At 57.7% G+C, this 11,960-nt stretch carries 11 protein-coding genes; 2 read left to right on the forward strand and 9 right to left on the reverse strand.

What is annotated here, in order from left to right:
• Nucleotides 1-36 precede the first annotated feature (36 nt).
• Nucleotides 37-1,524 carry an MFS transporter gene (locus tag ACOTXI_RS07695; protein ID WP_103786759.1) on the forward strand — a complete coding sequence of 496 codons (1,488 nt, stop codon included), beginning with the start codon at nucleotides 37-39 and terminating at the stop codon, nucleotides 1,522-1,524.
• Between the two features lie 66 nt (nucleotides 1,525-1,590).
• Here ACOTXI_RS07695 and ACOTXI_RS07700 read toward each other — a convergent pair whose 3' ends face one another.
• From ACOTXI_RS07700 to ACOTXI_RS07730, 7 genes are read right to left on the reverse strand one after another with little or no spacing between them, the layout of a single operon-like run.
• Nucleotides 1,591-2,817, reverse strand: a complete 1,227-nt coding sequence (locus tag ACOTXI_RS07700; RefSeq protein WP_008501742.1) for a Zn-dependent hydrolase — start codon at nucleotides 2,815-2,817, stop codon at nucleotides 1,591-1,593.
• Nucleotides 2,814-3,296, reverse strand: coding sequence for an L-2-amino-thiazoline-4-carboxylic acid hydrolase (locus tag ACOTXI_RS07705; RefSeq protein ID WP_058654489.1), 483 nt, complete (start codon nucleotides 3,294-3,296; stop codon nucleotides 2,814-2,816). The genes ACOTXI_RS07700 and ACOTXI_RS07705 overlap by 4 nt, the downstream gene beginning before the upstream one ends.
• A gap of 17 nt (nucleotides 3,297-3,313) precedes the next feature.
• On the reverse strand, nucleotides 3,314-4,471 hold the full coding sequence (locus ACOTXI_RS07710) for a branched-chain amino acid ABC transporter substrate-binding protein (RefSeq protein ID WP_058654488.1): 1,158 nt from the start codon (nucleotides 4,469-4,471) through the stop codon (nucleotides 3,314-3,316).
• Nucleotides 4,472-4,499: 28 nt separating this feature from the next.
• Nucleotides 4,500-5,219 (reverse strand): ABC transporter ATP-binding protein, encoded by a 720-nt coding sequence (locus tag ACOTXI_RS07715; protein ID WP_058654487.1) that lies wholly within the window; start codon nucleotides 5,217-5,219, stop codon nucleotides 4,500-4,502.
• Complete coding sequence (locus ACOTXI_RS07720; RefSeq protein ID WP_008501738.1) at nucleotides 5,212-5,979, reverse strand: ABC transporter ATP-binding protein; 768 nt, start codon at nucleotides 5,977-5,979, stop codon at nucleotides 5,212-5,214. The genes ACOTXI_RS07715 and ACOTXI_RS07720 overlap by 8 nt, the downstream gene beginning before the upstream one ends.
• Nucleotides 5,976-7,082, reverse strand: coding sequence for a branched-chain amino acid ABC transporter permease (locus ACOTXI_RS07725; RefSeq protein ID WP_058654486.1), 1,107 nt, complete (start codon nucleotides 7,080-7,082; stop codon nucleotides 5,976-5,978). Before ACOTXI_RS07725 ends, ACOTXI_RS07720 begins: the two co-directional genes overlap by 4 nt.
• A gap of 8 nt (nucleotides 7,083-7,090) precedes the next feature.
• Nucleotides 7,091-8,041: a branched-chain amino acid ABC transporter permease gene (locus ACOTXI_RS07730; protein ID WP_032622943.1), complete on the reverse strand. Its 951-nt coding sequence runs from the start codon at nucleotides 8,039-8,041 to the stop codon at nucleotides 7,091-7,093.
• A 170-nt stretch (nucleotides 8,042-8,211) separates the two neighbouring features.
• Between ACOTXI_RS07730 and ACOTXI_RS07735 the strand changes: the two genes are divergently transcribed.
• Nucleotides 8,212-9,156 (forward strand): LysR substrate-binding domain-containing protein, encoded by a 945-nt coding sequence (locus ACOTXI_RS07735; RefSeq protein WP_008501734.1) that lies wholly within the window; start codon nucleotides 8,212-8,214, stop codon nucleotides 9,154-9,156.
• A gap of 52 nt (nucleotides 9,157-9,208) precedes the next feature.
• Here ACOTXI_RS07735 and ACOTXI_RS07740 read toward each other — a convergent pair whose 3' ends face one another.
• Nucleotides 9,209-10,318 (reverse strand): porin OmpC, encoded by a 1,110-nt coding sequence (locus ACOTXI_RS07740; RefSeq protein WP_058654485.1) that lies wholly within the window; start codon nucleotides 10,316-10,318, stop codon nucleotides 9,209-9,211.
• A gap of 629 nt (nucleotides 10,319-10,947) precedes the next feature.
• Nucleotides 10,948-11,826 (reverse strand): aromatic amino acid DMT transporter YddG, encoded by an 879-nt coding sequence (gene yddG, locus ACOTXI_RS07745; RefSeq protein ID WP_058654484.1) that lies wholly within the window; start codon nucleotides 11,824-11,826, stop codon nucleotides 10,948-10,950.
• Nucleotides 11,827-11,960: the final 134 nt, after the last annotated feature.

Consider the following 11,960-nt stretch of genomic DNA (forward strand, 5'->3'; position numbering starts at 1 on the left):
GGACATGTGTCCAGGTTTGAGATGAAAAGGAAATTTATGTTTCGTCAGTGGTTAGCGTTAGTGATTATCGTGCTGGTGTATATCCCGGTGGCGATTGACGCGACGGTGCTGCACGTAGCGGCGCCGACATTGAGCATGACGCTGGGCGCCAGCGGCAATGAATTATTGTGGATTATCGATATTTACTCGCTGGTGATGGCGGGAATGGTGCTGCCGATGGGCGCCCTGGGTGACCGCATCGGTTTTAAACGGTTGTTGATGATCGGCAGCACGCTGTTTGGCCTGTCATCGCTGGCGGCAGCGTTTGCTCCCTCAGCAGGGTGGCTGATCGCGGCGCGCGCCTCGCTGGCGATTGGTGCGGCCATGATCATTCCTGCCACTCTGGCGGGGATCCGCACGCTCTTTACCGACGCGAAAGATCGCAACATCGCGCTCGGCGTCTGGGCGGCGGTCGGTTCCGGCGGGGCAGCGTTTGGCCCGCTGATTGGCGGTATGCTGCTGGAGCATTTTTACTGGGGATCGGTGTTTTTGATCAACGTACCGATTGTGCTGGTGGTGGTGTCGCTGGCCGCGCGTTTTGTCCCCCGTCAGCAGGGCCGACCAGAGCAGCCGCTGAATATCAGCCATGCCATCATGCTGATTGTGGCGATTTTGCTGCTGGTCTACAGCGCCAAAACCGCGCTTAAGGGCGCTCTGGCGCCGTGGCTGGTGGCGTGTACCCTGCTGACGGGGGCCGTGATGCTGTTTATTTTTGTGCGCATCCAGCTTCGCGCCCGCGTGCCGATGATCGACATGCGCCTGTTCTGTCACCGCATCATTTTAAGCGGCGTGGTAATGGCGATGACGGCGATGATCGCCCTGGTGGGCTTTGAATTGCTGATGGCGCAGGAACTGCAGTTTGTCCATGGCTTTACGCCGTTCGAGGCGGGCATGTTTATGCTCCCGGTAATGGTGGCCAGCGGGTTCAGCGGACCGATTGCCGGTGTGCTGGTGGGCCGTCTGGGGCTACGCATTGTCGCTGCGGGTGGCATGGGGCTGAGCGCGGTCAGCTTTATCGGCCTGTCGACGCTCGACTTCAGCACGCAGCAGTGGCAGGCGTGGGGGCTGATGGTGCTGCTCGGCTTCAGTGCCGCCAGCGCGCTGCTGGCCTCGACCTCGGCCATTATGGCGGCCGCGCCGAAAGAGAAGGCGGCTGCCGCCGGAGCCATTGAAACCATGTCCTATGAGCTGGGGGCCGGGCTGGGGATCGCCATTTTTGGCCTGCTGTTGACCCGCAGCTTCTCGGCGTCGATTGACTTGCCGCAGGGGCTGAATTCCTCGCTCGTCGATAAAGCCTCGTCATCGATTGGTGAAGCGATGAAGGTGGCGCAGGAATTGACGCCGACGCTGGCGGAGGCGGTGATTGAGGCGGCGAAAAGTGCGTTTATTACTTCCCACAGCGTGGCGCTGGGGAGTGCGGGCGGAATGCTGCTGTTGCTGGCAGGGGGGATCTGGTTCAGCCTGGCGAAGGTGACGAAGGGGTAAAACACGCCCGGTGGCGCTGCGCTTACCGGGCCTACGGGCGCGGTTGTCCGAGCCGCGCCACCCGGTTTATTTTTCCTGGGCCGCGGCCAACACGCTGTGCAACAGCACGTTTGCCCCTTTCTCTGACCACTCCGGCAGGATCCTTTCCGCTTCGTTATGGCTGATGCCCTTCACGCAGGGGATAAAAATCATGCTGGCAGGGGCAATTTTGCTCACATAGCAGGCGTCGTGTCCCGCGCCGGAGACCATCGGTTTCGCCGAGTAGCCCAGTTCCGCCACGGCCTTCTCCGTGCGGGCCAGACATTCGGCATCAAACGCGACGGGCGCGTAGTCAAAGATGCGCTCAACGACAGCCGCCACCCCGCGCAGGCTCAGGCTTTCAGCCACCTTATGCAGCGCTGCCTCCATGGCTTCCAGCGCCGTCTGCGCCGGATGGCGAAACTCCACGCTGCAGACCACCCGAGACGGCACGACGTTGCGCGAGTTTGGCGTAACCTGCGCCATACCGATCGTCGCCCGTCCGTCCGGCGCATGCCGATAGCCAATCTCCTCCACCTTCAGCGCCAGCTCCGCGAAGGCGGTCAGCGCGTCGCGGCGGCTGTGCATCGGCGTCGTTCCTGCATGGGCGGCAAATCCGTCCAGCGTCAGGGTGAACCAGCGCTGGCCCATTGCCGCGCGGACGAGCCCGATATCCAGACCTTCGTCCTCCAGAATCGGGCCCTGCTCGATGTGCAGCTCGTAGCAGGCGTGAACCGGAAACGCGCGGGCAGGGGCTTCACCCCGGTAGCCGATGTTATCCAGGGCTTCACCCACGGTGATACCGTTGCTATCCGCGCGGGCATGGGCGTACGCTTCGTTAAATTGCCCCGTCCAGACCCCTGAAGAGAGCATGGCTGGCGCGAAGCGCGCGCCTTCTTCGTTGGTCCAGTTGACCAGCACAACGTCACGTTCCGTCTCAATGTGATGGTCGTTGAACGTTCGCAGCAGCTCCAGCCCGGCCAGCACGCCGTAAACCCCGTCGTAGTTCCCCCCCAGCGGCTGCGTATCCACGTGCGAACCGGTCAAGACCGGGGCAAGCTGCGGATTTTTCCCCGCACGACGGATAAACATATTGCCCATGCTGTCGACGTCACAGGTAAAACCGGCGTCCAGCGCCCAGTCGCGAAGCAGGTCACGCGCAATACGATCTTCCTCGCTCAGTGCCAGACGGGTGACGCCACCGGCGGGCGTACCGCCGATCTGCGCCATCATCTCAAGCGTTGACCACAGCCGTTCGGCGTTGACGCGGATCATGGCTTGTCCTTACTGCTGCGGTAACGGAAATCACAGCACGCGCCGCCCTGCATAATGGTGGTGCTGCGGGTTAGCTCTACGTCGGGTGCATAGCCCACGATGAATTTTTCATCGCGCGCGCAGGAGAGCAGGTGACCAATTTCGCCCAGCCCCATCTCGTGGTACATCTCCGCGTAGCGACAGCGGGTCACGTTGTAGTTGTACTGCTGGTCGTCGGCGTCAATCACCTTCACCTCCAGGGCGTTATCTTTCTCCCACAGATACTGCAGGGCGATAAAGCTCTTGATGTTTGCGCCGTTGGGTTCTTTGCTGGCAAACCCTTTGCCAGCGTCAATCGCGGCCTGCTCAATGGCCTCACCAATCACCGCCTGGGCGCGGTCTTTCCCTATCTCGCGCACCAGGATTTCATAAATTGGCTTAATAATTTCGGCTTCAATTTTGCGGCGGGCGAGAATGCCCAGCTCATTATTATCACTCATCACATTGCCTCGCTGCGTTACTTCGCTTTTGCGCCGCCCAGCACGGTCTGCGGCTGCCATTTGCCGTCGACAACTCTGTAGACCGTGAACGACGGCGATTTCAGGTTGCCCTCTTTATCAAACGCGATCTGTCCGGTCACGCCGGAATAGCTGATGGCGCGCAGGGCGGGCAGATAGTCGGACGGCTCAACGGAGTCTGCTTTTTCCATCGCCGCCACCAGCACGCGGGTGGCGTCATAGGCGAACGGGGCGTGCAGTTCGATATGGGTGTGGTAGCGGGACTGGTACGCCTGCTCGAACGCTTTACCACCCGGCATCTGGTCAACGGGCAGACCCGGCTCCAGCGCCACAACGCCTTCGCCTTCTTTCTGCGCCAGCTTGAGGAACGTCTGGCTGACGAATCCGCCTGCGCCCATCAGCGTGGCATTCATGCCCAGCTGTTTGATGCGGCGCGCCAGCGGTGCGGCCTGGCTGTCGACGCCGCCGAAGAAGATCAGATCGGCGTTTTTACTGCGGATGGCGGTCAGTACGGCGCTGAAATCGACCGTTTTGTCATCCACGTACTGACGATCGACAATTTTCACGCCCTGCGCTTCCAGCGATTTAATAAACTGGTCTGCCAGACCCTGACCAAATGCGGTGCGGTCGTCGATCACCGCAATGCGTTTGGCTTTCAGGGTGTTAACCGCGTACTGACCGGCGAGCTGGCCGCCGTCATCGTCGTGGCCCATCACGCGGAAGCTGGTGTCAAAACCCTGTTGGGTATAGGCATGACCAGTTGCGACCGGCGCCACCTGGGCGATGTCTGCATCGTGATAAATGCGGGCCGCCGGAATGCTGGTGCCGGTATTCCAGTGACCGACCACGCCCGCCACGCCGCTATCCACCAGACGCTGCGCGACGGCTACGGCAGTGCGCGGGTCGGACTGATCGTCTTCGGACTGCAGTTTGAAGGTCACCGCTTTGCCGCCGATGGTCGGGTGCTGCTTGTTGATGTCGTCAATGGCCAGCTGCGCGCCGTTCTCCAGATCTTTCCCGATACGGGCAGACGGGCCGGTCAGCGGGCCTGCTAGTCCGATGACCACGGTTTCACCGTCAGCGGCCCACGCGGACGTTGAGGCAAAACCACCGAGCAGAATAGCGGCGCTGAGCGCGCTGATTTTTACTGTTTTCATTGTATTTCCCTGATGTTGGCTGGTGTGGTTAAACGGGCATTTCGCCCAAATAAATCTGTGCAATCTGGTCGTCGTTGAGCAGCGCTGTCGATTCGCCATGATGAACAATGCTGCCGCTGTCCATCACCCACGCGCTATCGGTCACCTCCAGCGCGAGCCGGGCGTTTTGTTCGATAAGCAGCAGGGCGACGCCGCGCTCGCGCAGCCCGGCAATAACGGCAAATATGTTCTCGACCATCTTCGGGGCAAGGCCCATTGACGGCTCGTCGAGGATCAGCAGGCGCGGGCGGCTGAGCAGGGCACGGTTAAGGGCCAGCAGCTGTTGCTCGCCGCCGGACAGCAGACCGGCAAGCTGATGCTGGCGTTCGCCCAGACGCGGGAAGCGTTCGAAAATCTCGTTCATCTCGCGCCTGGCGGTGACAGTGTCACGCCTGAGCCAGGCGCCCATCTGCAGGTTTTCCAGCACCGTCATGCGGGAGAAGATCCCGCGGCCCTCCGGGACCATCACCAGCCCGTCGCGAAGCAGGGTCTCCGGGCTCTGTTTGCATAACGCTTTACCGCTGAAGACAATGCTGCCGCTAAAGTTTTCCAGCCCGGTAATGGCGCGCACGGTGGAACTTTTCCCCGCGCCGTTAGCGCCGATCAGCGTAGCCTGTTCGCCCTCGCGCAGGGCAAATGAGACATCGCGTACGGCCTGAATGCCGCCGTAATGCACGTCCAGACGTTCTACCTTCAGTAATTCAGACATGGGCGTTGCCTCCAAGCCAGGCGGCGATCACTGCCGGGTCGCGCCGCACGTTTTCCGGCGTGCCGCTGGCGAGCGTTTTGCCGTAATCAAGCACCGTCAGGCGATCGCAGATGCCCATCACCAGCTTGACGTCATGTTCAATCATCAGCAGGGTTTTGCCGTGATCGCGGATGCGGATGAGCAGCTCGCCGAGCGCCACTTTTTCCGCCGCGTTCATCCCGGCGGCGGGTTCGTCCAGCGCCAGCAGCAGCGGATCTGTTGCCAGCGCGCGGGCGATTTCAAGGCGACGCTGATGGCCATAGGCCAGATCGCAGGCGCGATAGTGGGCGAACTGCGCAATGCCGGTATAGTCCAGCCAGTGCCAGGCCAGCTCGCGGGTCTGCTTCTCTTCTTCGCGAGCGCGTTTATGGCGGCTCAGCGCGGCCCACAGGCCGTTACGGGTGCGCACGTGGCGGCCCACCATCACGTTTTCCAGTACCGACATGTCGTTGAAGAGGCGCACGTTCTGGAAGGTGCGCGCAATCCCGGCGGCGGTCACTTTCTCTATGTGTTTTGGGAAATAGGGCTTATCCGCTATCGAAAACTCGCCGCTGTCCGCCGGATAAAGGCCGGTGATGAGGTTAAAGCAGGTGGTTTTTCCCGCGCCGTTGGGGCCGATCAGTCCGTAGATCTCGCCTTTGTTCACGGTTAAGGAAACGTCATCTACAGCAGTCAGCCCGCCGAAGCGTTTTGTCATGTTGCGTACGGTTAACAGTCTCATGCCTTCGCCTCCTTGTGGCGTACCGGCCAGATCCCGGACGGGCGCACCAGCATAACCAGCACCAGTGCCAGACCGTAAAACAGCTGGCGCAGCACTTCCGGGTCAATCAGCACCGTACCGAACAGCGCCTGCTGAACCGGTGCTGCCTGGCTGCGCAGCAGTTCCGGCAGGGCGGTAAGCAGTACCGCGCCCAGGATCACGCCCGGAATGTGCCCCATGCCGCCCAGCACCACCATCGCCAGTACGGCAATCGATTCCTGTAACGTGAAGGACTCCGGGGAGACAAAGCCCTGAAACGCGCCGAAAAGCGCACCCGCCACGCCGCCAAAGGAGGCGCCCATCGCAAAGGCGAGCAATTTATAGTTACGCACGTTGATGCCCATCGCGCGCGCCACATCTTCATCCTCGCGGATGGCGTGCCAGGCGCGACCAATTCGGGAATGCTGCAGGCGCAGGCAGACAAAAATAATCGCCACAATGACCAGCATCAGCAGGTAGTACCACAGCCACAGGGCAGGCACTTTGAAACCAAACCAGTGGTATACGCCGCTGAACTTCAGGCCGAACAGGTTCAGCGTATCCACTCCGGTTATGCCCTTTGCGCCGTTGGTGATGTTCACCGGACGGTCGAGGTTACGCATCAGGATGCGGATAATTTCGCCAAAGCCAAGGGTCACTATCGCCAGGTAGTCCCCGCGCAGCTTGAGCGTAGGAGCACCGAGTAAAATCCCGCAGACTGCCGCGACGAGGGCGGCCAGCGGAATAATGAGCAGATACGAGGTGTGCAGCCCGTCCGGGAACCAGACGCCGAGGATCGGAAACACCTCCAGCAGGTGTGGGGAGGCCATCAGTGCCGCGAGGTAGGCGCCGACCGCGTAAAAGGCGATAAAGCCCATGTCCAGCAGGCCGGTATAGCCCACCACAATGTTTAGCCCGAGCGCCAGCATGATGTAGAGCAGGGCGAAGTCGATAACGCGCACCCAGTAGTTGCCGCCAAGCTGCGTGGCCACTACGGGAGCAATCAGCAGCGCGAGGCAGAACAGGCTCATGCCTGACCAGAATTTGCGTGTCGTCGTCGGGGTCTGGAGTTGAAGTGTTGTCATGGTATTCCTTACGCCCTGTGCGCCACGCGCTCGCCCAGCAGGCCAGCCGGACGGAAGACCAGCACCAGGATCAGCACCACAAAGGCAAAGACATCCTGATAGTTGCTGCCAAATACGCCGTGGGTCAGTTCACCCAGGTAGCCTGCGCCCAGCGCTTCGATAATGCCGAGCAGGATGCCGCCAATCATGGCGCCCCGAATGTTGCCAATGCCCCCCAGCACGGCGGCGGTAAAGGCTTTTATCCCGGGCAAAAAGCCCATCGAGAAGCTGGCGTTACCGTAATTGCTGGCCATCATCACGCCTGCCAGCGCGGCAAACGCCCCGCCAATGGCAAACGTCAGGGTGATGATGGCGTTTGGGTTAACCCCCATCAGCGTGGCCACGCGCGGGTTTTCCGCCACGGCGCGCATGCCGCGCCCCAGGCGGGTGTATTCCACCAGTAGCCACAGCCCGGTCATCACCGCCAGCGCAAGGACAACGGTGACGATACCGGTGACGGTGACGATGGCAGGAGGATGCGCTTCGCTGCCGGACGTGACGCCGATAGGGTCCATCGGCAGGATCTGCGGGAACATCAGCGGGTTGCGCGTCCAGATAATCATCGCCACGGTTTGCAGCAGGACCGAAACGCCGATACCCGAGATCAGCGGCGCGAGGCGCGGGGCGTTGCGCAGTCGACGGTAGGCAAAGCGTTCCACGGCCATCGCCAGCAGGGCGCAAACGGCCATGGCAATCATCAGGGCAACGCCGAGCTGCAACAGCTGCGGCATATGCGGAAAAGTGGTATTCAGGGCGTTACTGGCGGAGAGCGTGGTGAGCGCGCCGACCATCAGAATATCGCCGTGAGCAAAGTTAATAATGCGCAAAATGCCATACACCATGGTATAGCCCAGCGCGATCAGCGCGTAGATGCTTCCCAGCATCACACCGTTGATCAGTTGTTGTATGAGTGTATCCAACGTCTGTACCCGCAAAGTGCTCGTTCTGCGGCTACCATCCAATAAATGAATTAAATTGTAAAATACGCATCTATTATTTCTTATGATAAATAGATATTGTTCTATATTTATGATTTATATAAATATAATTAAGGCCTGCTTTTGGGTGAAAAGCCTAAAGAAATCAACATATGAATAAAACAGAACAATTGGTTGGCCTGCCTGCGTATGCAGAAAGTCGCCTGGCAAACGATCCGCCGCTTCGGGCTGTGCGTGCCTTTGAGGCCATCGCCCGGCTGGGCAGCGTCACGCTGGCCGCGCAGGAGCTGGACATTTCTCCGTCGGCCGTCAGCCATCAGCTCAGGGTGCTCGAAGGGTACCTGCAAATGCCGTTGACGGAGCGTCAGGGGCGCAGGCTGGTGCTGAGCCAGCACGGGCGTGAATACTACCGCTCGATCCGTGCGGCGTTTAACGTGCTGCGCCAGGCGACGGAGCACCTGGCGGAGCAGGCGCAAACGCGTCAGGTCACCATCAGCCTGATCCCGCTTTTTGGTATGGGGTGGTTTATCCCGCGCTTGCCTGCGTTCATGCGCGCCAACCCGCAGACCGAGATCAACGTGGTGTATGCCAACCATCGTAACTATCTGAGCGACGCGTCGGATATGTCGATTCGTTTTGGCAACGGTCAGTGGGCGGGCTATCAGAGTGAAAAGCTGATTTCCGGACAGATGGTGCCGGTGTGCAGCCGCGCGTTTTTGCGTATTCACGGCCATATCGACACGCCTGAGCAACTGCTGCAGATGCCGCTGCTGCACGATGAGGAGCGCACGACGTGGGCGCAGTGGTTTGTACAGCAGGGGGTGAAGCGTCCCGTTCGCCGCAGCGGTCCAATGTTTGAGGACGGTCTGCTGACGCTGGCGGGCGTACAGGCGGGTCTGGGGTGTGCGCTGATGCGGGAGCCGCTGATTGCGCCGTATCTTGAGAGCGGCGAGCTGGTGAAGATCTTTGACCTACCGATTGATGACGGACGCGACTATTACCTCTGCGTGCGCTCAGATTCAGAGATGACCGAAGACGGCAAGCTGCTGCAAAACTGGCTGCGGCGGGCAGCGGGCGGGGAGTCGTCTGGCGGGTAAAAGAGGGCGATAAAAAAGCCAGCTGTTCAGCTGGCTTTTGGAGAGACAAGATTTAGAACTGGTAGGTCAGACCCAGCGCTACGATGTTGTCGGTACCGATGCCTGCCTGGCGAGTGAACTTGTTGTCATCGAGCAGGTTGATTTTGTAATCCACGTAGGTGGACATGTTTTTGTTAAAATAATAGGTCGTGCCAACATCGATGTATTTCACCAGATCCTGGTCGCCGAAGTTTTCGATGTCTTTGCCTTTAGACTGCAGGTAAGCGATAGACGGACGCAGGCCAAAGTCGAACTGATACTGGGCCACAACTTCGAAGTTTTGCGCCTTATTTGCAAAGCCGTAAATGTCGGTACGCTTGTTGTTAGAGGTACCGAAACGGGTTGCATTGTAGGTCTGAGAGTATTGCGCCGCGAGGTAAATGTTGTTCGCGTCGTATTTCACACCACCGCTGTATACTTCTGCGCGGTCGCCTTCACCGTATACGCCAGCCGCATTCTGGTCAGCGGTACGACGGGAGGAGGACATTGCACCACCTACGCTGAAGCCTTCGCCCAGATCGTAAGTCAGGGATGCGCCATAGCCGTCACCGTTCTGGTTCAGCAGGCTGCGACCGCTGGTGTTTTCACCACTTACGCTGCCGTTTTTACCCTGATACTGCAGAGCAAAGTTCAGGCCGTCAACCAGACCGAAGAAGTCCTGGTTACGGTAGGTTGCCACGCCGTTAGCACGAGACTGCATGAAGTTGTCGGCACCGTAGGTGTCACCGCCGAATTCTGGCAGAACGTCGGTCCAGGAGGTCACGTCGTAAATCACGCCGTAGTTACGACCATAATCGAATGAACCTGCTTCCGCGAACTTCAGACCTGCAAACGCCACACGAGTCCAGGACTGGTTGTCGCCTTCGTCTTTGTTGCCCTGAATCTGGTATTCCCACTGGCCGTAACCGGACAGCTGATCGTTAACCTGGGTTTCACCCTTGAAGCCGATACGCATGTAGGTTTTATCGCCATCTGCGCCAGCATCATCAGAGAAATAGTGCAGACCTGTCACTTTACCGTACAGATCCAGTTTGTTACCGTCTTTGTTGTAAATTTCGGCAGCGTTAACAACGCCTGCTGCCAGCATGGAAGTGACTGCCACTGCAACTAATTTAAGTTTCATCTTAAATGTTCCTTATAATTTTTTTCGGTATTTCCTGAACCACTTTGAACGATTTCTAAACGAGGCTGTTCGTCAATGGCATGCTATTCTTAAAAATCTCGTAGTCTTATTTCAATAATAAGTTTCAAAATATTAGAGATAATTTCAATTAGTGTGATCTCGATCGTGTGAGAAGGCGATCATTCAAACAATATGGTCGGAATTTATACGATTAATAGCTATTTAGTTAGTGGGATTATTGCTTTTACTATAATTTCTGATGGTTTTTGTTTATCGCGTTAAATTTCGCAATTTCCGAGGGTTTAATGAGGGTGGTATTGCTACTTTTCTTTAAAAACAATGGGTTGTTTTAATTTTTCAGCGTCTATTCCGCATATTATCATAAAACTGTCAGAGCTGAATTATTGCACGCCATGCTATCCAGAGCGTTAATATTCATCATTCACTAATTTCATTGGGTTGTCAGTTTGTGTCAGCTCGCTTCAGGTGCCTTTACAGAAGGCGTTCAATATAAACCGAACTTAAACAGACGCTCTATTATCATGATAAATATTCTGATGCCTGATCACATTTTAAATTTATGTTAATTATGTTGCCGGGTTGAAATTCCCCCGGCCAGTCGAGCAGCGTTATTTTCGTGTGGCGTACCAGCAGAGCAACGACCCTGCGCTGACCATCAGCGCGCCTTGCCAGAACGAGAATGACAGGGGGGAGCTTAGCACCGCGGCGGCAAGCGCGGCAGAAAGCACGGGGGTAAAATAGGATACGGCAGCCAGAACCGTGACGTTACCGTGCAGGATGCCAATATTCCAGGCGGCGTAACCAAACCCAAGCGCGATACCGCACATAACCAGCTTCACGACTACCGGAAGCGTGAACACCATGTCGGGCTGATCGCTCAGGGCATATTTCACCCACAGACTCAGCGCGGTCAGCAAAACAAACAGAGTGATGCCGTTTTGCCCTTTCGCAAATTTGCTGGTGACGGTGCAATAGGCGGCCCAGATAAAGGCTCCGGCAAACGCCAGCGCATAGCTCAGAGGGCTGGAAACGACATTCCGGGTTATTTCCTCAAGGTGTAATCCTTCTTCGCCGCCCAATACCCAGCACACGCCCAGCAGAGAAATGAGCAAGCCGGGGATCACCCACAGGGTAGACTTTTGCCCGTTGAACAAAATCGCAAATACGATCGTCAGGCTCGGCCAAAGGTAATTGACCATGCCCACTTCAATCGCCTGCGATCGCGTTGCGGCATAGCCCAGCGACAGCGCCAGACATATTTCGTAGCTGACAAATAAAACGCTGCCGGCAATAAGATAGCGGGGAGAAAACCGTCGGATATCAGGAAATCCTACCGTCACCAGACACAGTAATCCGCTGAGGGTGTAAATCATCGCGGCACCGCCAACAGGGCCCAATCCTTCACTCACGCTGCGAATAAGGCCGACCATGGTGCTCCATAGCAGTATTGCCGCCAGCCCAATAAGCGTTGCTCTCTTTCTGTCCATTATTCGCCATCACAATAAAAATTAAAGGAAAAATGTATCGCATTACGCCTGTCGCTGTCGTGAATTATTCTCTTAAGCCGTTAATCAAAAAGGGGTAATGAAACGTTGCGGAGGTGACTATTAAGGGGGGGAAG

Source organism: Enterobacter cloacae complex sp. BZL2005 (assembly GCF_049238885.1).
Taxonomy (GTDB): Bacteria; Pseudomonadota; Gammaproteobacteria; order Enterobacterales; family Enterobacteriaceae; genus Enterobacter; species Enterobacter roggenkampii.